Annotated in this window: 26 protein-coding genes and 1 pseudogene; 14 read left to right on the forward strand and 13 right to left on the reverse strand. The window is 41.5% G+C overall.

Going from position 1 to position 23773, the window contains the following annotated elements; all coding sequences use genetic code 11:
- Window positions 1-156: 156 nt before the first annotated feature.
- Together argZ and UYI_RS0126335 are read left to right on the forward strand one after the other, a co-directional pair.
- Window positions 157-2268, forward strand: a complete 2112-nt coding sequence (gene argZ / locus UYI_RS0126330) for a bifunctional arginine dihydrolase/ornithine cyclodeaminase (protein WP_016869671.1) — start codon at window positions 157-159, stop codon at window positions 2266-2268.
- Between the two features lie 180 nt (window positions 2269-2448).
- Complete coding sequence (locus tag UYI_RS0126335; RefSeq protein WP_016869672.1) at window positions 2449-2634, forward strand: hypothetical protein; 186 nt, start codon at window positions 2449-2451, stop codon at window positions 2632-2634.
- A gap of 58 nt (window positions 2635-2692) precedes the next feature.
- On the opposite strand, the gene UYI_RS0126340 is transcribed toward UYI_RS0126335, so the two are convergent.
- On the reverse strand, window positions 2693-3082 hold the full coding sequence (locus UYI_RS0126340) for a hypothetical protein (RefSeq protein ID WP_016869673.1): 390 nt from the start codon (window positions 3080-3082) through the stop codon (window positions 2693-2695).
- A 453-nt stretch (window positions 3083-3535) separates the two neighbouring features.
- Between UYI_RS0126340 and cutA the strand changes: the two genes are divergently transcribed.
- Together cutA and UYI_RS0126350 are read left to right on the forward strand one after the other, a co-directional pair.
- Entirely contained in the window at window positions 3536-3859 is a 324-nt protein-coding gene (gene cutA / locus UYI_RS0126345; protein WP_016869674.1) for a divalent-cation tolerance protein CutA, read from the forward strand.
- Window positions 3860-3937: 78 nt separating this feature from the next.
- Complete coding sequence (locus tag UYI_RS0126350; RefSeq protein WP_016869675.1) at window positions 3938-4309, forward strand: phosphomannose isomerase type II C-terminal cupin domain; 372 nt, start codon at window positions 3938-3940, stop codon at window positions 4307-4309.
- A gap of 96 nt (window positions 4310-4405) precedes the next feature.
- Here UYI_RS0126350 and UYI_RS0126355 read toward each other — a convergent pair whose 3' ends face one another.
- Together UYI_RS0126355 and UYI_RS0126365 are read right to left on the reverse strand one after the other, a co-directional pair.
- Window positions 4406-4690 (reverse strand): hypothetical protein, encoded by a 285-nt coding sequence (locus tag UYI_RS0126355; protein WP_016869676.1) that lies wholly within the window; start codon window positions 4688-4690, stop codon window positions 4406-4408.
- A gap of 210 nt (window positions 4691-4900) precedes the next feature.
- Window positions 4901-5362 carry a VOC family protein gene (locus tag UYI_RS0126365; RefSeq protein WP_016869678.1) on the reverse strand — a complete coding sequence of 154 codons (462 nt, stop codon included), beginning with the start codon at window positions 5360-5362 and terminating at the stop codon, window positions 4901-4903.
- A 77-nt stretch (window positions 5363-5439) separates the two neighbouring features.
- Between UYI_RS0126365 and UYI_RS0126370 the strand changes: the two genes are divergently transcribed.
- Window positions 5440-5934, forward strand: coding sequence for a DUF4385 domain-containing protein (locus UYI_RS0126370; RefSeq protein WP_016869679.1), 495 nt, complete (start codon window positions 5440-5442; stop codon window positions 5932-5934).
- 40 nt (window positions 5935-5974) lie between these two features.
- Here the strand turns inward: UYI_RS0126370 and UYI_RS0126375 are convergent, their stop codons facing one another.
- The gene (locus UYI_RS0126375; RefSeq protein WP_016869680.1) at window positions 5975-6496 is read right to left on the reverse strand and encodes a hypothetical protein; all 522 of its coding nucleotides are present in this window, start codon (window positions 6494-6496) and stop codon (window positions 5975-5977) included.
- A gap of 465 nt (window positions 6497-6961) precedes the next feature.
- Here UYI_RS0126375 and UYI_RS0126380 point away from each other — a divergent pair, with 465 nt between their 5' ends.
- Window positions 6962-7468, forward strand: coding sequence for a TM2 domain-containing protein (locus tag UYI_RS0126380; protein ID WP_016869681.1), 507 nt, complete (start codon window positions 6962-6964; stop codon window positions 7466-7468).
- Here UYI_RS0126380 and UYI_RS0126385 read toward each other — a convergent pair.
- The gene (locus UYI_RS0126385) at window positions 7465-8127 is read right to left on the reverse strand and encodes a DUF2996 domain-containing protein (RefSeq protein ID WP_016869682.1); all 663 of its coding nucleotides are present in this window, start codon (window positions 8125-8127) and stop codon (window positions 7465-7467) included. The genes UYI_RS0126380 and UYI_RS0126385 overlap by 4 nt on opposite strands.
- Before the next feature lie 203 nt (window positions 8128-8330).
- Here UYI_RS0126385 and UYI_RS35315 point away from each other — a divergent pair.
- Window positions 8331-8696, forward strand: a pseudogene (locus UYI_RS35315) (four helix bundle protein).
- Window positions 8697-8751: 55 nt separating this feature from the next.
- Here the strand turns inward: UYI_RS35315 and UYI_RS0126390 are convergent.
- Together UYI_RS0126390 and thrC are read right to left on the reverse strand one after the other, a co-directional pair.
- Window positions 8752-9027: a MoaD/ThiS family protein gene (locus tag UYI_RS0126390; RefSeq protein WP_009456934.1), complete on the reverse strand. Its 276-nt coding sequence runs from the start codon at window positions 9025-9027 to the stop codon at window positions 8752-8754.
- 161 nt (window positions 9028-9188) lie between these two features.
- Window positions 9189-10487, reverse strand: a complete 1299-nt coding sequence (gene thrC / locus UYI_RS0126395; protein WP_016869683.1) for a threonine synthase — start codon at window positions 10485-10487, stop codon at window positions 9189-9191.
- Between the two features lie 788 nt (window positions 10488-11275).
- On the opposite strand from thrC, the gene UYI_RS33465 reads away from it, so the two are divergent.
- Window positions 11276-11440, forward strand: coding sequence for a hypothetical protein (locus UYI_RS33465; RefSeq protein WP_235148025.1), 165 nt, complete (start codon window positions 11276-11278; stop codon window positions 11438-11440).
- 239 nt (window positions 11441-11679) lie between these two features.
- Here the strand turns inward: UYI_RS33465 and UYI_RS0126405 are convergent, their stop codons facing one another.
- Window positions 11680-12363: a methyltransferase domain-containing protein gene (locus UYI_RS0126405; RefSeq protein ID WP_016869685.1), complete on the reverse strand. Its 684-nt coding sequence runs from the start codon at window positions 12361-12363 to the stop codon at window positions 11680-11682.
- Between the two features lie 689 nt (window positions 12364-13052).
- Here UYI_RS0126405 and UYI_RS0126410 point away from each other — a divergent pair.
- Window positions 13053-13988, forward strand: coding sequence for a phosphoribulokinase (locus tag UYI_RS0126410; protein WP_016869686.1), 936 nt, complete (start codon window positions 13053-13055; stop codon window positions 13986-13988).
- A gap of 234 nt (window positions 13989-14222) precedes the next feature.
- Here UYI_RS0126410 and UYI_RS39845 read toward each other — a convergent pair whose 3' ends face one another.
- On the reverse strand, window positions 14223-14354 hold the full coding sequence (locus UYI_RS39845; RefSeq protein ID WP_268742334.1) for a hypothetical protein: 132 nt from the start codon (window positions 14352-14354) through the stop codon (window positions 14223-14225).
- A 221-nt stretch (window positions 14355-14575) separates the two neighbouring features.
- Between UYI_RS39845 and radC the strand changes: the two genes are divergently transcribed.
- Window positions 14576-15307: a RadC family protein gene (gene radC / locus UYI_RS0126415; protein ID WP_026086187.1), complete on the forward strand. Its 732-nt coding sequence runs from the start codon at window positions 14576-14578 to the stop codon at window positions 15305-15307.
- Between the two features lie 132 nt (window positions 15308-15439).
- On the opposite strand, the gene UYI_RS0126420 is transcribed toward radC, so the two are convergent.
- A complete protein-coding gene (locus UYI_RS0126420; protein ID WP_016869688.1) occupies window positions 15440-17230 on the reverse strand; it encodes a bifunctional ADP-dependent NAD(P)H-hydrate dehydratase/NAD(P)H-hydrate epimerase in 1791 nt (596 codons plus the stop codon).
- A gap of 1006 nt (window positions 17231-18236) precedes the next feature.
- Between UYI_RS0126420 and UYI_RS0126425 the strand changes: the two genes are divergently transcribed.
- Window positions 18237-19154: an ion channel gene (locus UYI_RS0126425; protein WP_016869689.1), complete on the forward strand. Its 918-nt coding sequence runs from the start codon at window positions 18237-18239 to the stop codon at window positions 19152-19154.
- A gap of 8 nt (window positions 19155-19162) precedes the next feature.
- On the opposite strand, the gene UYI_RS0126430 is transcribed toward UYI_RS0126425, so the two are convergent.
- A complete protein-coding gene (locus UYI_RS0126430) occupies window positions 19163-19357 on the reverse strand; it encodes a hypothetical protein (protein ID WP_016869690.1) in 195 nt (64 codons plus the stop codon).
- 416 nt (window positions 19358-19773) lie between these two features.
- On the opposite strand from UYI_RS0126430, the gene efp reads away from it, so the two are divergent.
- The 3 genes from efp to UYI_RS0126450 all read left to right on the forward strand — a co-directional run bounded on the left by efp (window position 19774) and on the right by UYI_RS0126450 (window position 21591).
- Complete coding sequence (gene efp, locus UYI_RS0126440; protein ID WP_016869692.1) at window positions 19774-20331, forward strand: elongation factor P; 558 nt, start codon at window positions 19774-19776, stop codon at window positions 20329-20331.
- A 294-nt stretch (window positions 20332-20625) separates the two neighbouring features.
- A complete protein-coding gene (gene accB / locus UYI_RS0126445) occupies window positions 20626-21177 on the forward strand; it encodes an acetyl-CoA carboxylase biotin carboxyl carrier protein (protein WP_016869693.1) in 552 nt (183 codons plus the stop codon).
- 69 nt (window positions 21178-21246) lie between these two features.
- Window positions 21247-21591: an ArsR/SmtB family transcription factor gene (locus tag UYI_RS0126450; RefSeq protein WP_009456410.1), complete on the forward strand. Its 345-nt coding sequence runs from the start codon at window positions 21247-21249 to the stop codon at window positions 21589-21591.
- Between the two features lie 137 nt (window positions 21592-21728).
- Here UYI_RS0126450 and UYI_RS0126455 read toward each other — a convergent pair whose 3' ends face one another.
- Window positions 21729-22337 carry a GerMN domain-containing protein gene (locus tag UYI_RS0126455; RefSeq protein ID WP_016869694.1) on the reverse strand — a complete coding sequence of 203 codons (609 nt, stop codon included), beginning with the start codon at window positions 22335-22337 and terminating at the stop codon, window positions 21729-21731.
- Window positions 22338-22405: 68 nt separating this feature from the next.
- A complete protein-coding gene (locus UYI_RS0126460; protein WP_016869695.1) occupies window positions 22406-23206 on the reverse strand; it encodes an LmeA family phospholipid-binding protein in 801 nt (266 codons plus the stop codon).
- Between the last annotated feature and the right edge of the window lie 567 nt (window positions 23207-23773).

The following is a 23773-nucleotide window of genomic DNA, read 5'->3' on the forward strand; positions in this document are numbered from 1 at the left end:
ATAACAAATGACCACTAACTTATACAATAGAAAGAAGCCTTTTTATGTAATCAACTATCAGAAGAAATAACTTTAGTATCATATTTTGCAGAATCGGCTCAGCGAAAATTAGTATCAAGAGAGACTGATCGCATCTATACGCTTGTGATATTTTTTATGACTTCCCAGATTCGCTATTTGATGTGTCCGCCTGACCACTACGATGTAGACTATGTGATTAATCCCTGGATGGAGGGTAATATTCACAAGTCATCGCGCGATCGCGCCGTGCAGCAGTGGCATCAACTTTATCACATCCTCAAAGAACACGCGATCGTAGATTTAGTGCCACCCCAAAAGGGTTGGCCGGATATGGTATTCACGGCTAATGCTGGTTTAGTATTGGGAGATACAGTAGTTTTAAGTCGCTTTTTGCATAAAGAGCGTCAAGGAGAAGAACCGTATTTCAAGCAATGGTTTGAGGAAAACGGCTACAAAGTCTATGAACTACCCAAAGACTTGCCGTTTGAGGGAGCAGGTGATGCACTCTTAGATCGGGAAGGACGCTGGTTATGGACGGGATACGGCTTCCGTTCAGAATTAGATTCTCATCCCTATCTGGCAAAATGGCTGGATATTGAGGTGTTATCTCTACGCTTGATAGATGAGCGGTTCTATCACTTAGATACTTGTTTCTGTCCATTAACAGATGGTTATTTGCTTTACTATCCTGCGGCTTTTGATTCCTACTCCAACCGCCTAATTGAAATGCGAGTAGCACCAGAAAAGCGGATAGCGATTGGTGAAGCTGATGCGGTGAACTTCGCCTGCAATGCGGTGAATGTAGATCGCATCGTGATCATGAACAAAGCTAGTGATCCTCTTAAACAGCGTCTGGCTGATGTCGGTTTTGAAATTATTGAAACGCCACTCACGGAATTTCTTAAGGCGGGTGGTGCAGCAAAATGTTTGACTCTACGAGTCACAGAGCCAGTTAGAGAAGAACTTCATGCTACTGTGTCGGTGGAAAGCCGCATCCTCCGCATGGAAGGACACTTGCTTGATGCTGGTTTAATTAACCGTGCTTTGGATTTGATTGTAGATAACGGCGGTAGCTTCCAAGTTCTTAACTTTAACTTGGGAGAACAACGGCAAAGTACCTCAGCCGCAGAGGTGAAGGTATCTGCACCTTCCCATGAGGTGATGGAAGAAATTATCTCTCAACTCATTGATTTAGGTGCAGTCGATTTACCACAAGATGAACGAGATGTCAAGTTAGAACCAGTGACGATAGCTGGTGTGGCTCCCGATGATTTCTATGTCAGTACAATTTATCCCACCGAGGTGCGGATTAATGGTAAGTGGGTAGCAGTGCAAAATCAACGCATGGACGGAGCGATCGCTATTTCTCAAACTCCCCAAGGTTTAGTAGCGCGGTGTAAAATACTACGGGATTTAGAAGTAGGCGAACAGGTGGTTGTGGACGTCCAAGGTATCCGCACCATTCGCAAAACAGAATCGCGGGAAAAACGCAATGCTGAGGAATTCAGCTTTATGTCGTCTGGGGTTTCCAGCGAACGGCGCGTGGAATTAGTCGTTGAACAGGTGGCTTGGGAATTACGTAAGATTCGTGATGCTGGTGGTAAAGTTGTTGTCACAGCCGGCCCAGTGGTAATTCATACTGGTGGCGGCGAACACCTATCACGGCTAATTCGCGAAGGATACATACAGGCACTTTTGGGAGGAAATGCGATCGCTGTTCACGACATCGAACAATCAATCATGGGTACTTCCCTCGGTGTCGATATGAAGCGGGGTATAGCAGTACGCGGTGGACACCGCCACCACTTGAAGGTAATTAATACAATTCGGCGTTACGGTAATATTGCCAAAGCTGTAGAAGCTGGGGTAATTAAGAGTGGTGTCATGTATGAGTGCGTGAAAAATAACGTACCTTTTTGCCTAGCAGGTTCAATTCGGGATGATGGTCCCTTGCCTGATACCGAAATGGATTTGATTAAGGCGCAAGAAAAATATGCCGAACTACTTAAAGGTGCAGAGATGATTTTAATGTTGTCATCAATGCTGCATTCTATTGGTGTGGGAAATATGACACCTGCGGGTGTGAAGATGGTGTGTGTGGATATCAACCCAGCAGTAGTGACAAAGTTAAGCGACAGGGGTTCGGTTGAATCAGTTGGCGTGGTGACAGATGTAGGATTATTCCTGAGTTTGTTGATCAAGCAGTTGGATAAATTGACAAGTCCTTACACCGCCAAGATGGGGTAGGCAACAGAAGCCCGCGTAAACTGCGGGCCAATAACTCAAGTCTACTAAAATCCAATATTGTACTAACTGAACTGTATTGACTTATATCCTAATAGTTGGAAGAAAAGCGCTTACAAGTAGAAAATCATGGAATTTTCAGTTTAAATCTAGTATTTGACGAATTTATAAGCAGAGATCAAGATGGAATCACAAGCTAGTGAAGTCAAACAAATTGCTACACAATTATTAGCAGCTATGCTTGCTAATCCTCATATATATGCAACGGTCAGTGATGAAGGAGCTAAAGGTCAGCAAGAGCAAGAATTGATTATAATCGCCATTGAAATGGCTGAACATTTAATTGCCAAAGTTGACAATAAAAAATAACTGTAGGGCAAGTACCGCAAGTACTGCCCTACAGTTATTTATCAGCAAACTGGTAAATTCAAAATTTAGTCACTGTAACGTTGATACCAGAATTGATTTGTTTTGGAGTCTTGAAATATTCTATTGGCTGAAGATACTCAGGAGTTTTATTTTTTCGCTCTTCGCATTCTTTGATGACTAAACCAGGATTTTGAAGTAACTCAAGTGGGTCAATCTTTGTGCATCCCTGCTCCCTTACTACCGTAATTGAATTTGCAGTTGTTTGTAGACGATTGTTTCGGTTGCTGACATTACTCCATTTGTTATTAATTGTCACTGGTTTAGTAACCAAAAAACCTGCTCGGTTACTTCTGTTGGTTACTGGAGTATTCACTTGGTTGGCATAGGCGCTTGGAATTAAACTAAGTGTACCAATTAAAACAGCCAAATTTAGTAGTAAGCATTTCATAAATCAAATCTCTCATACATAAATACCTACTATTAATTTTGGCTGCTCCTAATTTAAGTTGCACTATAGTTGGACACTTTTTGATTCTGCAACATCTGGGTTAAAGGTAAGTTAAAGGTTTTGAGGGCATACATTCACCGCGGTGTGTCTTTCAACCCACAATTAGCTGTATATTCCCGTTCTCTGTTTCCTTACCTCCATCCATAACAAGTTCAATTTTGCCTAATCACCTAGACTAGATGCAGCAAAATGTGACAGTTTTGCAACTAGCCGCAGTTCTACCAATGAGAGATGAGCAAGAGTACAACGCTGGATGAAAGTAGCGATCGCAGAGTTGATTAAAGTTGAAAAGTTTATTAGTAATAGATTTTTTAGAAAAACTTCGGTACACTAAATAATGTCCAATTCCTGGAAAAAGTCAAGTATTTAGATAACAATATCAAGATTTTTTATATGAAACTTTACTACATTACTTTAAATAATGCAGATGAAGCGCGTCAGATAGGTCGTGCTTTATTGGAACAAAAATTAGCTGTTTGCGTCAACTGGTTTCCTATTACTTGTGCTTACATATGGAAAGGAGAAATAACAGAAGAACCAGAAATGGTTTTAATTGTCAAAACTCAAGCTGGCTATCGGGATCAAATAGAAGGAGTGATTCGCCAGCATATTAATTACACTAACTTTATTGCCGAAGTTTCACCCACCGAAATCAACCAAAACTTTCTTGAATGGTTAAATGCAGAAGTTCCCTTAAATTCATTAAAAAAAATGTAGTTAAAAATTCTATAGCACTAGCCATTTTTTCCTTTGACTAGAGAACAATAATAATAGTTGTCTAGTTAGAAACTAGTTATGACTCGAAATGAGAACTGTAATACTCAGTCGAAAGTCAATCAATCTTCCCATATTGATGCACGATATTGGGGCAAAGTAGAAGTCATAGAAAAAGGGAATAACTACAGTATTAATCGTATTGAAATCAAGCCAAAGCACGGCATTAAACCACAAATTCATTATCACCGTGGTGAACACTGGGTCATTGTTTCTGGTACAGCAAAAGTTACTTGTGGTCAGGAGGAGAAATTTCTTAATAAAAATCAATCAACTTTTGTTCCTCCTGCAACACTTCACAAAGTAGAAAATCCAGGATTTATCCCACTAATTATTCTGGAAATTCAGAATGGTGAATACTTAGGTGAAGATGATGTAGAACGCCCACTATAAATTTAGTCTAGATAGTAGCACAACTTTATATTTGACAAAAACGATAGGGTGGGCAATATCCACCCTATAGGGTATAAATATATATTTTCTTAGGTGTTATTGTGGGGGAACAAGGCTAGCAGTTTTTGTAGCACTGTCCCAAACTATCCAACCAAATTGAGGATCTAAGTTATCGTCAGTATTTGCTACTTTAAAATACATCTTTTCACCGCCCTTCATTTCAATAGCAAAATCAGCATTTTGAGCGTATACCACCTTAAAACCTCTGTCTCGCAAGCAATACATCGCCCAAGCTTTTAATGACTGTTTTGCTGGTTCGTGTGGAATTGGAGGTTTTTTGATTGCTTCTTCAATGACTTGGAAAATTTGCATATTTGTCATTTGTCATTTGTCATTGGTCATTTGTCACTATATTATTCTCCTCACACTCCACGCCAGTCGCTCTTTGTTGGAAACCAACAAGACCGCGCTGGCTCCCCCACTCCCCACACTCCTCACACCCTCTTCCTAAATTTTGAATTTTGCTCGGTTGAATTTTGAATTGTTTTCTCCCCATCTCCCCATTGCCCCTAATCCCCACCTCCCTTTCCTTCAAATGGGATCGCAGCGGATTTCAATCATAAAGCCATCGGGGTCATAAAAATAAACACCGCGTCCGGTAGGACGAGTAACTGGCCCGTGTGCGATCGCAATTCGGTTTTGTCTGAGTACTTCGACAGCACGCTCAAAACTGGGTGGATCTATGTCGAAAGCAAGATGATAAGCTCTGGTAAAAGTGCGTTCTGGATTGGGATCTGGTGGTAGTAATTCTGGTTCCCAAAATAAATCTAGGATAGTCCCATCAGGAGTAATAAAGTTAGCTACTTTTCCCTGTACGACTAAATCCTTTAACGTTTCTGGAACTTCATCACCTGTGAGTTCATGTAAACCCAAAATATTGCCGTAGAAGTGTCGTGAAGCTTGCATATCTTGGACATTCAAAGCTATATGATGTACACGACGCAAGTCTCCTGGAGTCAGAACAGAGTTGAGAGAGTGGGGGCTGGATAGCATAACTTTACTAAAATTTACTTTTGAGGATAGATGGCAAAGATTTTTTTAAAGCCTATTTTTAATAGTAAAAACCTATCATGATATTCGATTATTCACTAGATTTTCAAAATATTGATTTTCGACAACATCCTGAATTGTATCGTATTGGCAAAGGTGAACAGGGTGTGCTTTTGGTAGAACCATATAAATCGGAAATTTTGCCACATTGGCGGTTTAAAACACCAGATATTGCTCGAGAATCTAGCGAAAAAATCTATGAAATGTTTCTAGCTTATCTTGAGCAAGATGATTTTGTAGGCGCAGATATGGCACGGAAATTTTTACAAATGGGTTACACGCGATCGCGTCGTTATGCCAACCACAAAAGTGGCAGAAAATATAAAACCAATCCCCAAAAAGCTGGCTCAGCAGAAGCCCAAAAGCAAGCGAGAAATGATATCTTACCTTATGAAGTAGACCCAATTAAGGCTGAATCAGCAAAAATCTTTAAACAAAAGTGGATACAAGCTAAAACTAACGAGAAATATCTCCAGCTGTTAGCCATACATAAACAAATGTACGAACAAAAATAATCCACTGCTAGAACGCAAAGCGTTTAGCGGTGGGAGTGTGTCAATCAGAAATTCTCAGCTTCAACGTCACCTCACCAGCAGCTGGTTCTGTCCACAATCTTCTTTTGCCGTTTTGATCAGTTGCTATTATACTTCCTTCTATCTTTGATTGCTTATTAATTAAGACCGTGGCGTAGTATACCGTGTTTTGCACCTTTGTATTGTAAGTAATCTGATTAGGTTGTGTTAAGCGCGCCGCTGGAGTACATGCAGCTAATTCTTTACGGTTTTTGCTATCGTATATATTCATCAATAATTGCTGTGGCGAAGTATTTCTTGTCCGAAAAACTCTCACAGTTTTGCCATTATTGGTATTAAAAAGTAAGGTTGTATCACTTTTATCTTGTTTATCGCAACTTGTAACTTTTGTATTGGCTTGTGCTAATAATTCTTTATTTAGCGCTTTTTCCACCTGTTCTTGCGACACAGTGGATTCAGAGCCAAATTCTGCTTTGGCTGATGTACAAATAGATAAAATTCCTAAAAAAGCAAGAAAAAAGAATATAGATTTTTTTGATAACATGGATAGATGTACCGAAAATAGCTAGTATTTTACTATTACATTTATCACAAGTATTCACAACTGAGTACAAAATCAATCTTAAATTTGTAAGCCACGTCAACACTGTCTAGCTAGTCATCTTTCCATCTCGTTTTATTAGCGGCTTAGCTCCTAGTTGTGACATAAAAATTAATATTATGTATTTTTAGTCACTGCGGATTCTAAATTTATCTGACAAGTTGGTTATCTTAGAATTAAGTGGGTTAGCGTTAGTCAAAACATGGTCGTAGTGACGATGTTTGGAACCGCCAACTACTTAATATAGAGGCGAGTTTAGCGATATTTTAGTCAACTTAGAAATCCTTTATTATACAAACTCGTCCCTACCACCAAATCTAATATAAAAGTCTATTGCCACAAGAAACAAAAAAGAATAAGAAAACTGTCTAAAAACCAAGAGTGAAGAGTCCAAGGGGTTGAAAAAAGATGAATGCAGAAAACCATACCAACAAAGATCACCAAGAACGTCTATTTGTCTCCTACATCTTGAGTGCAGGTTGGTTTTTTGGATTGGGAGGACTACATCGTTTATACAATGGCAAAATCGGGACGGGTTTGTTATGGTTAGTAACCTATGGTGTTTTTGGCATCGGTCAATTTATAGATTTGTTTTTCATCCCTAACATGGTAGATGAGCATGAACTAAAACTAAAATTAAAAGCAGGTGTGTCGCCCTTTGGTGTACCTTTGGAACAAGCTGTAGTTGCTTCACAAGTATATCGTCCTACTGGCAATCAACTTATTGTCAAACTGATCGAAACTGCTGAAAGTCGGGGTGGAATGATCACTGTCACTCAAGGTGTGAAAGCAACTGGAGCCAGCTTTGCAGAAGTAGAAACAGCTTTAAAAGACTTACTGAAATCAGGTTATGTAAGGATAGATAACGACCCCATGACTGGAGCTGTTACCTACCATTTCCATGAACTAGGTTAGTTTCTCCCCAGCCACTTCTGTCCATTCAATCGCTGTATCAAACCATACACCAGCAAATCTAGTGTGATTTTGCGTTCATCAATTAAGAATGATTCCAGAGTACTGGGGTGTTTCCCTTCATTGCAGGAAAAAGCTTTTTTCCCTTGAATATCTTCATCGGGAAAATATAAATTGAAGTGGCGTACACCATCTGCAAAGTTGCCAACTACTTGCCAACACTCACCGAGTTGTTCCATCCCTTTGATGGGAACCTGCTGTTTGACAAAATCAATCTGTAAGTCTTTTACCCCTTCTTGGGCTACAGCTTTTTGTAAAGCAGGTAAGTAATATTGTTGGATAAACTCTGAAAATGGCTTATCTTCAACTGCTGGTGGTTTTTCCTTCTTAGCAGCCTTAGCCGCGGCAGGTTTTTCCCCATCTGCTGCTTTCGCTGCGGCGGCGGGTTTTTCCCGCTTGGGTGGTGCAGTTGTAGTTTTAGCAGCATTGGGATTTGTTTCTGGATTTGCCGCTTTTGGATCTGGCGCGTTGGAAGTGGGAATGTCTGTCGCTTCAGGGGAATCGGTGCTGGGAGCGTGTTCTTCTGCGACAGTGGGAGCCTGTTTGTCAACTGTGCTGGGAGCCACCTCTCCCGCTTCATTGTGATTGGTTGCTTCTGCCATTGCTCAGATCAATCCTTATGTATAGCTTTAGGGGAGCTTTGGGAGCGATCGCTCGCCTGAAATCATTAATCATCTTCATTTTGACACAGCACAGACAGTGATCAGTTATCAGTGATCAGTTATCAGTAAATCGTTAATAAAATTGTATTTAAAATAACTCAATATTACAATAAGGTAAATTTTAAGCAAAAATATAGCTATCAATGAATAGTTTGGTATGTGAGAAGGCTTATAAGTTTGCCATCAGGATTGTTAATGCGTATAAATATCTCACTCAAGAAAAAACTGAGTTCATTTTATCTAAGCAATTAATCAGAAGTGGAACATCAATATAAACAAATATAGCAGAAGCTAATGGAGCCATATGTCCAGCAGAGTTTTCTGCAAAAATATCTATTGCCTACAAAGAATGCCTTGAAACTAAATATTGGCTTTCGCTCTTGAAAGATACAGGATACTTTCATGAAAAAGCTTTTAATAGTATCCATAATGATGCAGACGAGATAGGAAGAATCCTTTTCTCTATTCTGCAAAAAACAAGAGTGAAAGACAAAAATCTCAAAAACTAAACAGTTATCAGTTAAACCTGATAACTGATAACTGATAACTGATAACTGATTTTGCTCAACCGCCAGCTACAGCAGGAACAATACTGACTTCATCGCCCTCTTTTAAAGGTGTTTTTACTCCTTCTAAAAACCGGATATCCTCGCTATTGACGTACAAATTCAAAAATCGTCGTGGCTGTCCTCCTTCATCACACAAGCGTGATTTAATACCAGGAAAAGCCTGCTCTAGAGATTCAAAAAGTTCTGCAATAGTACTAGCATTGCAATCTATAGTAGCCTGATTATCAGTAAATTTTTGCAGAGCGGTAGGGACTAAAACTTTTACAGACATTTTTAACTATTAATTGTTGGTTGTTGATTGATGGTTGTTGGTTGTTGGTTGTTGATTGTTGGTTGTTGATTGTACCAGACGTGCCATGGCACGTCTGTACATTGGTTAGCAGTTAGTGGTTGGTTCCTACTAACCACTAACTATTAACTACTAACCACTAACTAAACAAGAACTTGCTGCCATTCTAGGCGCTCAAGTGTACGAGAACGCTCAAGAGCTCCCTCAAAACTATCGAGCTTTGCTTCTATTGTCAAAGGTTCACCAATGTAGCCATGTACAGCTTCTTGGGTTTTTAAACCATTACCTGTGATATAGACAACGGTGGTTTCATCTGGGTTAATTTTGCCAGCTTCCACCAATTTCTTCAGCACGGCAACAGTTGTACCACCAGCGGTTTCGGTAAAAATACCTTCAGTTTCCGCTAGCAACTTGATGCCTTCTATAATCTCAGCATCAGTTACAGATTCAATGCTACCACCTGTCTTCTTGGCAATTTCGACAGCGTAAATACCATCTGCTGGATTGCCGATGGCGATCGATTTAGCAATTGTATTTGGTTTCACTGGCTGAATAAAGTCGCGGTCTTCTTTAAAGGCTTGAGCGATGGGTGAACAGCCTTCTGCTTGAGCGCCACTGAATCTAACTGGTTTACCTTCGACTAAACCAACTTCCACAAATTCATTGAAGCCTTTATAGATTTTTGTAAACAGCGAACCTGATGCCAGAGGTGCAACGATATGGTCAGGTAGCTGCCAACCCAGTTGTTCCGCAACTTCAAAGCCCAAAGTTTTGGAACCTTCTGAGTAGTAAGGACGCAAATTGATATTGACAAAACCCCAACCGTGTGTATTGGCAACTTCCGAACAGAGGCGGTTGACTTGGTCATAGTTACCCTTGACAGCCATTAAAGTAGGGCTGTAAATCAGGCTACCCAAGACCTTACCAGCTTCCAGGTCAGCAGGGATGAAGACACAACAATCTAAACCAGCATGAGCTGCGATCGCAGCAGTAGAATTAGCCAAGTTACCAGTGCTAGCACAAGAAACAGTCGTGAAACCCAACTCCCGCGCCCGTGTCAAAGCAACTGATACCACCCTATCTTTGAAGCTGAGGGTAGGCATATTCACAGCATCGTTTTTAATGTAAAGCTTATTCAAGCCTAAGCGACGTGCCAAGCGCTGGGAACGCACTAAGGGAGTCATACCAGTTCCCACATCAATAGGATTCTCGCTAGCCACAGGCAAAAACTTCCGATAGCGCCACATCGAATTTGGCCCCGCTTGAATTGATTCGCGGGTGACAGTTTGACGAAGGGTGCTGTAGTCGTAACTTACTTCCAAAGGCCCAAAGCAGAACTCACATACATGGCTGGCTTTGAGTTCGTATTCTGCACCACATTCTTTACATTTCAAAGCTTTGAAAGCGGTGGTTGCCTTTTGGGTGTCAATTGCCTGAGTCATAAACTAGCTTCTCCCTGGATGTCCCTCAACTGTCGCTTGATGCTATCACGAGTAAAAATACCAGTCAAACATACCCGATAAAATTTGTCGGGTTTAAGAAGCCAATGAAATTGCATAAATTGCATATATATATTCAATGCTGTGCATACAATAATCATTGTTTACTGTCTAAATTATGTATATCTACATGGCTAAAAATTACGTAATTTTGTCCATATATTCGAGTAAAACGTATATTTTATAACAGCAATTATAGTTTAAATAAACAAAATTTCATAGTTTTCACTGTTTTCACTAATGGTCTGATATTGTAATAAATGCTACTTTTTTAGACAGTGACGCCACGTGCTACAACTGTTGGAACCCCCAAGGGCGCAGTGGTTCCTTTATGCCGGGAAACGAGTCCACCCTCCGGGTACTCTACCTTGAAGCCGTCCTCCGGGCGTCTACAGCAGTCCCCCTACCCTGACCTTAAGCGTATGAAAGCGTCTACGTGACGGAAATCGCCTTTTTGGGGGCTGCTTCACCGCAGTGGCTCCCCAATGCCCAAACTTTATAGTGTAAGCGATGAGTCGGACATGATATTAATGTTATATAAATGGCATACTTCCAAAGTTATGTATATTTTTTAAAAGTCTTCTTTAAGACGCAGCTATTTTTGATCTTAATTCTGACTTTTGTCTAGCTAATCAAAGAATCAAATAAGCCTAAAGAAACTAGTAAGTAATGATGGTTATAAATATTATTGATTTAGTAAATAAAAAACTAAGTCAATAATTTAAACAGTTATGATGTTAAATCCGAAGCGTGAACAAGTTTCGCGATACCTAACTCAAGCTCTAGCTGAATATGAAGTCATTCCCGCAAATTTTGGTTGGCATATTCACAAAGGAGATAAATATTGTGGACATCTCGAGTATCAAGAAAAAAAGGATGGCAAGGCAGCGCTTTAAAGCGTCTTCCATCTAAATTAGTAGCAGAACTTAAGAAGTTCACTCAGTTGGGCTTTTCGTATACTAACTTTAGTTCCCCTGCTTAGAGGATATCTCTTGAAATTCAATTTTACTCAGAATCGGCGATGTTCACTCTGCCTAGCTAAACAAACCAAACCAGCAGATTGCTGCTCTTTAAATACCTTCATTTTCTGTTTAGTCCCCACAGGGGACTTGGTTTGTTTAGTAGCGAATTTTGTTCACCCCATTCCTCTGAGATATTTTTCAGGCAAAGGTTTCATATAAAAGTTGAACACATGCCTAAATTTCTGCTCATCTGATTTATCAGGTACTGAGTATTGTACAGTAGATAAGGGGCTGAAAAAGTAAGATTCAAACTGTTGTAAACTTTTACATTCTTCAATTACAGGAAAAGGTTTGTATTCAGGAATATCATTCCATCCGAATACTAAAATTCCTCCTGGTCGCAAGCATTGAAAACATTGTTGGAAAGAAGTTTCCGTATCTTCTCTGCTATTGATGCCCCATCCGAAAACTCCGTTATAAACTATCACATCAAAATAATCGTTATTAAAATGATTGCTGAGGTTCAAAAGCGAATCAACAATGTGTCTTTTGGAACCATGCTTTTTTCTATTTTCATCAATTTCTATAGTCCAGTATTCTTTATTTTTAAAGTAGTTGTTGTAAGGTTTAGTATACCAATCACAACCAACAAAGAGAATTTTATGAAATTCATTGTGTTCAACCAAATAAGGAATAATAATATCTTCTAGTACATAGCGATCAGGGGTATTAAGATGTAAACTAAATCCCCGTATCCGACTAATTGAAATTTTGGTAATAAAACCCTGAATTTTATTAACTATCCGTTTTGGAAGGATTATTTTAATAAATCCTTTCACTTTTATAATTAGAAGCATTAGTATACACTCACTGATTTAACAACAGTGCTATCTATGAACAGTTAGATACTAAAGATACTACTGGGTGATTAATAACTGGATATTAAGAGTTTTTTAACAAAATAAGTTTAATTTCTTAAACAAGGATGCGTTCATTAAGAATTTTTACCTAGCAGGTGCATTATTCAAAGGAGTTATCATTATCAAACTGCGGTTGCTCCTCGCCGGAAACCGTCTGTTCTGCACACCGCCTCGTCTTTGGTGTGCGATCGCTCACCAGTTGCAATAAAGCGAACCCTTGTTACCAAATTCAACCGGGTAATGAGAAACGCAGAGTTTTTGGAATCATATGTTGAGTAATTTCTACGCAAGTGGAAACTAGTCCTGGGCTATTTGTCACAGCTTATTGACAAAAATATATACAAATAGTTTTAAAGAGTAAGTAAGCTTGATTATAAATGATGGAATCAACGTTTTTTGACTCAGGACTTACGCAAAACATAACGCACATTTGCGGTAATTGATGAATTACCCTACGCAATAATCAGGTTTTCGGTCACATCTTGTATAAGTTCTGTAACTTAACTTTGATCAGAATCTCTGTTTGAGACCTTGAGTTATCTTTAATTGATTTCTAGAATTAGTAAACTAGCATACAATTCAAAATTGCACTTTACTGTATCAGCTATCTTCAGGGGGAAGGAATCATGAGCCGTCCAATTATTCTTGGTATTGTTGGTGACAGTGCTGCTGGCAAAACTACGCTGACAAGAGGGATTGCTCAGGTACTTGGCCCAGAAAATGTCACAATCATCTGTACAGATGATTACCATAAGTACGATCGCAAGCAACGTGCAGAAATTGGTATTACGGCTCTCCATCCCGACTGCAACTATCTAGATATCATGCAGCAACACCTATCGCTGTTACGGACTGGGCAACCTATTCTCAAGCCAGTTTACAGCCATAAAACTGGTACTTTTGAAGCTCCAGTGTATATTAAACCCAACAAATTTGTAATTATAGAAGGATTACTCGGCTATTCTACCCGTACGGCTCGCGATTGCTATGATGTGAAAGTTTACCTTGCACCCCCTGAATCACTACGTGCTAGTTGGAAAGTCAAGCGAGATACCCAAAAGCGCGGTTATACAGAAGAACAAGTTTTGGCAGAACTAGAGAAGCGAGAACCTGATTCAGAACAGTTTATCCGTCCGCAACGGCAATGGTCAGATATAGTAGTGAGTTTTTATCCACCTAGCGATGATATTAATAACACCAATGGACATTTAAACGTGCGTTTGGTATTGCGTCCAACAATTCCTCATCCAGACTTTACCAAAATTCTTGATTTTTGCGACAACACTGTGTCTGCCATCCGTTTGGGGCTAGACCGCGACATGGGTAAACCAGTCGATGTGCTAGAAGTAGACGGCCATGCAACTCTAGAACAAGTCAACAAACTCGAACATCTGATTTGTTCTGATATGCCTTATTTAAAGAACGTATGTAATCGCGAAGTTAACCCAGAGTTAGGCAAAGTTGCTGGTACTACTGGCGAAACAATCCAGAGTTACCCCCTAGCTATCACTCAGCTTCTCACTACCTACCACATACTAAAAGCAACACAGATTTATCAATAAGTTGGTTGTTAGTTTTTGGTTGTTAGTTGGTGGTTGGTGGTTGGTGGTGAGTCCAGCCCCCCAAAAAGGCGGTTCCCGTCACGTAGACGCAACAGCGGTGAGGGGGTCGCAGTCTTGGACGCCAGGTGCTTTATGCCGGGAGACCCGTCCACCGCACTGGCTCCGCTTCCCGTCACGATTGCGAACCCCCGTAGACGGGCGAAGCCCGGCTTCAAGGAAGAGTACCCGGAGGGCTTAAGGTAAGGGTAGGGGGACTGGCGAACCCGTAGACACGTAGACGCGTAGACGCGAAGCGGCTTCCGCAGGTAGCGGCTTAAGGCAGGGTAGTGGCTTCCCGTCAGGGTAGGGTTGTTGATTGTTGATCAATCATTCTCAACAGAGTACAAGCCTCCAGATTGATCTCTAGGGTCAATCCAAAATCCAAAATCTAAAATCAGATGGCTTGTGCCAAACAACAAACATCAAACAACCAACTTTAACTTTAAAATGCCAAAATTTTAAAAATTTTCTCAAAAAGACATAGATTTTGAGACCTTACAGGGGATAACTAGAGTATATATACTCCTTTGTTGTTATTCCCTTGAGCTATGACCTATTGCCTAAGAATTGCTGATATGCCAGAGACTGAGCGTCCACGAGAACGCTTATTGACTCATGGTGCAAAAGTTCTATCCACAGCTGAATTAATAGCAATTCTGCTTGGCACTGGTCAAGGCCCAGGAAAACTTTCTGCGGTGGGTTTGGGGCAATATATCTTACATGAATTGAGTAAATGCGATCGCGAACCTTTAGCAGTTCTACGAGATATTAGCGCTGCTGAACTCATGCAAATACCTGGTATTGGCCCAGCCAAAGCAACAACAATCTTAGCAGCCATTGAATTGGGCAAACGCGCCTTTCAATCGCGCCCTGCGGATCGTACAGTTATAGATAGTCCAGCAGCAGCTGCTGCTGCTCTCAGTCAGGACTTGATGTGGCAAAATCAAGAACGTTTTGCAGTTCTGTTACTAGATGTCAAAAATCGCTTACTGGGAACGCAAGTCATTACTATAGGAACTGCAACCGAAACCCTCGCACCTCCCCGCGAGATTTTTCGAGAAGTGATTCGCCAAGGTGCAACACGGTTAATAGTTGCCCATAACCACCCTTCTGGTAACACTGAACCCAGTGGCGAAGATATCGAACTCACTCGCCAGTTACTAGCAGGAGCTAAATTTTTAGGTATTCCCCTGCTTGATCATTTAATTTTGGGTAATGGCAATCATCAAAGTTTGCGGGAAATTACAACTTTGTGGGAAGAGTGTCCCCAAGGGGATTAAAGTTGTTGCACAAATATCTTTTACCCTATCCTAACCTTCCCCGTTTGCGGAGAGAGAACAAGTGATCTATGTCATTAGTTCTGACTCTTTGTGAGGGACCAGATCCCCGACTTTTTTTAAAAGTCGGGGATCTCACAGCCTATCAAAATCAATGTGGTTGAGAACTAAATTCAAATACTGAGTCAATGTAAATGCATCAACTCCTAATTCTGTACGTTCTTGGGCTGCTAAAATTCCGGCTTGAGCGTGCCACCAAGCAGCAGCTGCTACCATATCTTCGGCAGGTATTTGATGGGTGACAGCCTGAGCAATTAATCCACCCATTAATCCAGTTAACACGTCACCACTACCACCCCGCGCCAAAGCAGGAGTACTTTCGGGAACAATCCACACTGCACCTTGGGAATTGGCGATCGCTGTTCTTGCTCCTTTCAACAATACTACTGCCCCGCTTTGGGCTGCTGCTTCTTGCACTGCTTGGATTCTATTGTGTTTGGCATCTGGTAAATCAGGAAACAAGCGTTGGAATTCGCCTGTATGGGGTGTAAGTACTGTTAATCCTTGTCGCACCCCCCCTTTCGTCCCCCCCTTAGTAAAGAGGGAATTAGGGGGGGTTCCCATTTCCGCCAGAATATTTAAACCATCAGCATCAAGCACTAAAGGGATTGTGCTTGCTAACACCTGTTGAACAATTGGGCTAGCAGCTTTGGTTAAACCGGGGCCACAGGCGATCGCATCAAAGGAATTTAAGTCTGTGTTTTCTGGTAATTGTAATTGAGCGATCGCACCTGTTTCTGTCTCTGGACATCCAACAATCAACGCTTCTGGCAAATGACTAACCAAGATAGGTTTGAGAGATTCTGGTACAGCGATCGATAGCATACCAACTCCACTTGCCCTTGCTCCCAACCCAGTTAAAATCGCACCTCCAGCATAGCGACGCGAACCGCAAATCAGCAGTAAATGCCCTTCTTTGTACTTATGGGTGACAGCAGGACGCGGTAGAGGCAGAGTTGAAAACACACTATCTTTTGTTACGCGTTTAATTCTGGGTGTCTCTGCCAGTACTACTTCCACATCCGCCAAAGGAATATCAAAATCAATTAACTCTGCTTTGCCCACATATTCTAAAGCCTGGTCTTGTAATAAACCCAATTTCCACAAACCCAGACAAAAAGTATGGCTAGCACGGATAGCAGTTCCTAAAACTTCGCCAGTATCTGTATGCAAACCAGACGGCAGATCGATACTAATAATTGGCACAGACTTGTCATTTAACTGATTAATAGCACTAGCAACAGGATCTTGGAGTTCTCTTTCTAACCCAAATCCAAACAGCCCATCAACCAACAAATCACACTCTGGCAAGTCCTCAATTGATTGATAACAGGAAATGCCCAGACTCTGAGCATACTGTAAATGCTGCGAAGTTAATTCTTTGAGTTTGCCAAAAGGACTGTATATATAGACAGCATAACCGCGAAAATACAATTCACGGGCAACAACCAAAGCATCCCCACCATTATGACCGGGACCGACAAGAATTCCCACACGAGGTCGGGAGTAGAAACTGGGGGGATGGGGTGATCTCCTCACCTCCCCATTGCCCCTAATCCCCACTCCCTTGGGGGAGTGGGGGCCCCGAGTTCCCCACCTCCCCACTGCCCCTAATCCCCACTCCCTTGGGGGAGTGGGGGCCCCGAGTTCCCCACCTCCCCACCTATTGTCTTCTTGCCCCGGGTTGAGGTACATATCCAAAATCCGACGGGCAATCAGTCCTGCTACCTTTTCCATCAAAGCCGCCACAGGCATTCCTGCTGCAAAGATACGCGCTTCAATCTCACGCATCTGTTGTGCTGTCACTACAACTTGCGAAATTTGGATTCTTTGTTGGTTGTTGGGTGTTGGGTGTTGGTTGTTCATGGTTGATTGCCAGCCTTCTTATAACCATTAACCACTGTACAGGCTCACAGTCGTACGCCCCTAAGGATGTATTTGTATCATCAAAAAAGGGGAATGGAACGAGAAGTTTCTTGTTTGGGATGAGAAGTTTCGTGTTTCAAATGAGAACATTTTCATTTCAAGTGAGAACATTCTCGTTTCAAGTAAGAACTTTCTCATTTCAAGTGAGAACATTCTCGTTTCAAGTGAAAACACTCTCGTTTTAAGTCAGAACACTCTCGTTTCAAGTAAAAAAATTTCAATTGTAGGGTGTGTTACGCCGAAGGCTAACACACCATCCCATGATTCGCGGTGCGTTAGGACTAATGTCCATAACGCACCCTACCAGATTCTGTTAACTGTTGACCAATTTGACAAAATTTTGACCAAATCCGAAAAAGAGTAACGCAAATCTGTATAAAATCAAATCCAAATTCTCTTCCTGACCCTGTTATGCGGCTAGATTACTCTGGTCAAAATCTCCGAGGTCGTTCTTTTAAAGGTCAAAACCTGACTGGGAAAAAAAGGTTTAGTTTCTGGCTTACCTGCTACAGCCACATTAGTTGAAGCATGTAGTGAACTACCTACACCGACCATTAGGTACGGTGTAGGCTTCCCAACTCATTGGGAACTGCCTCGGACTTGGTGGATTTTTTACGTCCAGAAGTCTTTGGTCTTACATTCCCTCCTTGGGCAGAAGTGCTAGTCCCTAACACCAATTCCTGGTTGAACAAAATAGAAGCGTAGTATCTACCATCTACATGTTTAGATATAGTTACAGTTGTGAACTTGGCATTTGGTAGTTCTTTATGAAACTTTTACCTTTGATTTCCAAGTTATTAGGTTTAGGCTAGTACCTGTTACATAAATATTGAAGAGTTCGTAGTAAGCACTTCAGTGCTTAATTGCGCGCTTAAGCGCTCACTACAAACTTATAAGTTGCTGTGACAAATACTAGTAAAAAAAGATAAAAGGATAACGGTACGTTGTGAGATTAGTTCGACAAAAAAAACGGTCTCAGAAGCGACTACAGCGTTTACTCCCAAAAGTCCATATCAAAATCCAGGATGGACGGTTTGAAGTCTTGGGCATGAATGTTTGGTATTCCTACTGGCGTGATCCTTACCATTTGCTTTTGACAATTCCCTGGCCTGGCTTCTTGGGGTTAATTGCTCTATTTTATTTAACTACTAATGCCTTGTTTGCCTTAGCTTACCTGGCAGGGGGAGATTGTATTGCTAACGCTAGACCTGGGTCTTTTCTCGATGCCTTTTTCTTTAGCGTCCAAACTCTGGCTTCTATTGGCTACGGGGCAATGTTTCCTAAAACAACCTATGCCAATATTGTTGTCACTATTGAAGCAATGATGGGTTTGGTGGGAATTGCGGTGCTAACTGGTTTAGCATTTGCTCGTTTCTCTCGACCTACGGCCCGTGTCATTTTTAGCCGGGTAGCAGTAATTGCACCTCACAATGGTGTACCTACTCTCATGTTTCGCGCCGCAAACAAGCGCCGCAACCAGATTTTGGAAGCGCAGTTACGGGTTTACTTGATGCGCGATGAAGTGACAACCGAAGGTCAATTTATACGTCGGTTTCACGAACTGAACTTGCTGAGGAATCAGACACCAAGTTTCACGCTGAGTTGGACGGCTATGCATCCAATTGATGAGTTAAGTCCTTTATATGGGATGACACCAGAGTCACTGGTATCAACAAAAACTTCAATCGTGGTTTCCCTCAGTGGAATTGATGAAACAGTTGCACAGGTTCTTCACGCCCGTCAAACCTACGCTGCTCATGAAATTTTGTGGAACAACCAATTTGTAGATATTTTTTACCACACCTCTGATGGACATCGCTACATCGACTACAATTACTTCCACGATGTCGTGCCATTAGAGTAGTACAGTTGTCAGTTATCAGTTTTCTGTTCACTGTTAACTGTTTTCACTACAACCCGACCATTTTCAACAACGGTGCATTTTTTAGAAGTCGTACTTTGCTCACCGTTGACTGGGGTTTTAGCACACTGTTTATGGTGATGAATATTTTCCTGCTGTTGCTGTCTGAGAATCGCGGCACAACAGGCAGAAGTGGAGACTAACATATTTTTGATACTATTTGCTCTATTTCTATTATCTCTCGATTCAGAGATGGTGACGCAGCAAATACTGGTAACTTAATTTTTGATTTTTATGAGTTTTAATGATCTTCCCAATCTTTGGGTTCCTTTAGCACTGTTAGGTTTAATTATTGCGGCTGCTGTGTTTTTCAGCCGCAGTAGCTGAGTTGTGATAGTTTTGTCACTCGCCTAACTTCTCCTACCTCCTGCCTTCTTTGATAGGTAAAAATCCCCGCCCTTCTGCCTTCTGCGGGGCCCCCACAAATTCGCTCTCCGAATCGCGAATTTGTGGGGAACCCCTTCTGCCCTCTGCCTCCTGCCTTCTTTTATGACTTAATGACTAATTTCTCCCTTTGAGGGGTACAATAAATGCCGATTGTCTTCCAAACTTTGAAAGCTTCATGATCTCCAGTAACGACTTTCGACCTGGTGTCTCAATTGTTTTAGATGGATCTGTATGGCGGGTAGTGGAATTCCTCCACGTTAAGCCCGGAAAAGGTTCCGCTTTTGTGCGAACAAAATTAAAAAATGTCCAGAGTGGAAGTGTGGTAGAAAGGACGTTCCGCGCCGGGGAAACTGTACCACAAGCGACTCTGGAAAAAAGCACGATGCAGCATACCTATAAAGACGGCGATGAATACGTCTTTATGGATATGGAAACCTATGAAGAAGGTAGATTAAGTGCAGCCCAAATTGGCGATCGCGTTAAATATCTCAAAGAAGGTATGGAAGCTAACGTCGTCCGTTGGGGTGAACAAGTACTAGAAGTTGAACTACCTAACTCCGTAGTATTAGAAGTGGTACAAACTGATCCTGGTGTCAAAGGCGACACAGCTACTGGTGGCAGTAAACCTGCGACGCTAGAAACTGGTGCAGTTGTGATGGTTCCTCTATTTATTAGTCAAGGAGAACGCATCCGCATTGACACCCGTAATGACACATATCTTGGCAGGGAGTAAATTATAGCTCAGCAAAGATGGAAATCTATATTTCTATCCCTCGCGGGGATTTCCATCCCTGCCTCGCTTAATATTTATCTTTACCAAAAAGTCTATCTACCACTACACTCGTCATCAACTGCGTACACCAAAACGCACGAAAAAGGTAATTGGTAATGGGTAATTGGTAATAAAAAATAATATTTATGAAATTTCTGCCCTCTGCCCTCTGCCCTCTGCCCTCTGCCCTCTGCCCTCTGCCCTCTGCCCTCTGCCCTCTGCCCTTATTAACGCATTATTGAGGTAATTAAAGCTGTGCCATTGGACTTTAATGAAATTCGTCAATTGTTAGAAACTATTGCCAAAACAGACATTGTAGAAGTAGCGCTCAAAAGCAACGATTTTGAAATCACAATACGTAAAGCTGGTACCGCCACTCCTGGAGTGTTACCAGCAACCGTAGCGACTCCAAGCGTTGCTACTAGCCCCGGATTACCGCTTGTGAGTGCAATGCCATCAGTAGCATCTACTCCGACAACAGATGCAACTGCAAGCCGTACAGTTGATACTCCTACCAGTACAGGGGTACAATCATCAGCGACTCCCTCACCCCTTGAGCAAAAAAAATTTACAGATGTTACTTCCCCAATGGTGGGAACATTTTATCGTGCCTCTGCACCGGGTGAGGCGCCATTTGTAGAAGTGGGCGATCGCATCCGTAGCGGTCAAACTGTGTGTATTATTGAAGCCATGAAGCTCATGAATGAAATTGAAGCGGAAGTATCCGGGCAAGTGGTCGAAATTCTGGTTCAAAATGGTGAACCTGTAGAATATGGTCAGCCTTTGATGCGAATTAATCCAGATTAAGTATTAATCTATATAACTAATGTCTAAAGTTGTAAAATTTCTCAGTTCAGTTCTTCCGGGACAATCCTGATGAAACAAACGTTGCCTGTACCGCCAGAAGTTGTGCAACAAGTAGCTGAATACTTCAGCCTGTTGAGTGAACCAATGCGCCTGCGATTGTTGCATTTATTGCGGGATGAAGAAAAATGCGTACAAGAGTTGGTAGAGGCAACCCAAACGTCACAAGCAAATGTGTCAAAGCACCTCAAGGTAATGTGGCAAGCGGGAATTCTTAGCCGTCGTAGCGAAGGAACTTGTGCCTACTACCGGGTGGAAGATGATATGATTTTTGAATTGTGTAACCGAGTTTGCGATCGCCTTGCCAGCAGGTTAGAACAACAAGCCCGGAGTTTTCGTGTTTTGAATACTAAGTAATGGTCAAGAGTCAATTGTCCATTGTCAAGAGTCCATTAGTCAAAGAGTACAGAGAATTTCAAATTGACCATTGACCATTGACCATTGACTATTGACCATTGACTATTGACCATTGACCATTGACTATTGACCATTGACTAAAGTTGAAAATTTTCCTTAAAGTTTTGACGTGTCAGTGGCTGTTCCAACTCCAAACCTTCACCACCCAATACATCTAGTTGCTTGCCGTCTACCTCAATGTATACTTTGGCGTTTGGATTTAAACTAGTGGCAGTGTAAACAATTTGACCAATACGACCTTGCATAGAAGTGCTGCCGCCGCCACTGGTAAATTCTCCAGATAAATTGACACGGACAGTATCGCCTTGAACATCTACACCCAGCACTTTTGTTCCCTGAGGAATTGTACTTGAACCACTACTTCCTTGTGTTGGTCCTTCTAATAAACGTTGGAATGCTGCTGTTAAAAATTGGTTGGGTTGGTTACGATTTGCTTGCACTTGAACTGATTGAGGAACCAATTTAAAATTTGTGCCAGTGTCTTGCAACCAATAAATTTGGGTAGTTTGCTCATTTCCTACCTGGGGTGGATTCCCTGGTACAAGGCGTTCTGATGGTGTAGGATTGGTGTCCTGATTAGAATTCCAAGTTAACCAGCCTACCCCCCCTCCTACCAATACAACTGCTGCTGAAATAGCTGCTATTACACCAGAAGAAACCCGTTTAGATCCTTGTTGTTGACTCATATGCAAAACCTTCCTTAAGCCCTTGATGCTATCTATATGAAGAGAAGTTTGGTTAACGACGAGACTTACTAACGACGAGTTTCCAAAAACTTAGAAGATGGTTCTAACCTTACAAATGCTGCCATTTCTAATTTCCCTGGTTGCATTTTCCATTTTAGAATTCGCATTTGTAGTCCGTCACCTTCCAAATTACGTAAATCTAATTGTTGATTTATGTTACTAATAATCATACTGAGAAATTCAGCTGGAAACTCTTGTCCATCTAATGATACTTTTGGATCAACTAGTTGAAATTGTCTGCCACCAACTATATTTAACCCAGAATTGATTTTAATTAAAAGGGGTATTACCTCCTGCTCGTTTTGTAACTCTACCTGGAAACTAAAGCGATTATTGGGTAAAAATTCTACCTTAGGGTTAGCTAAATTAGAGGCTTCGGTAAACTCAAGAGCAGAAAAATTTCCTTTATTCAATTCTTGCAACCGCTTCAGAAATTGTGGTGATTGTAAAAGTTTATTGATATCTTGCTCTGTTACGACTAAGCGTACTCCAGCCTGTAAAGGTTGTTTTAATTTGGGTAAGTTTTGCCTCAAACTTCTTGGATCAAATTCTATTTGATCGGTCTCCAATTCTAAAACAGCAATGCGGAAATCTTGTTGTTTTAATTGCAAAGAACGCCCTGCAATTAACACTCTTTCCACCTTACCTTGGAGTAATTGATAACTAGGAGCATTATCTACTCTTACTTGTAGTTGTTCCACTGTTGAAAACTGTGAACGGATGGTATTTTCAGCAGTCTGATCAATCACCACTCCTACAGGAGCAACTACACCCAATAGGCTAGATATAAGGATTGCGAGAAGTTCCATTTTATTTTGAAGGGAATTGGGGGAGGTGGGGATTAGGGACAATGGGGGGCTAGGGGTCCCCACTTTGTGGGGTTGGGGGGCAATGGGGAGGTGGGGAGATGGGGAGATGGGGTGATGGGGTGATGGGGTGATGGGGTGATGGGGAGATGGGGAGATGGGGTGATGGGGAGATGGGGAGATGGGGTGATGGGGTGGTGGGGAGCAAAAATTTAAGTTTTGAGTTCTGAGGTTGAATGTTTTAGTTTCAAACCTCGGTTTTTTGGTTTTGAAGCTGAATGTTTTAGTTTCAAACCTCAAGTTTCTGGTTTTGAGGCTCAAGGTTCAAGCTTGAAACCTGAAGTTTTTGATTTTAAAGCTGAATGTTCTAGTTCAAGATCTCAAGTTTTTGGTTTGAAAGCTCAACGTTTTAGTTTGAAACCTCAAGTTTCTAGTTATAAGGCTGAAAGTTCTAGTTCAAAACCGCAACTTTTCAACCTACTATTTTCTTGAATGTCTAATACCAATTCATAATAATGTTTGCGACAGATAACCCCACCCGCCTAATGGCACCCTCCCCTTAGCAAGGGG

The organism is Fischerella muscicola PCC 7414 (assembly GCF_000317205.1).
Lineage (GTDB): Bacteria > Cyanobacteriota > Cyanobacteriia > Cyanobacteriales > Nostocaceae > Fischerella > Fischerella muscicola.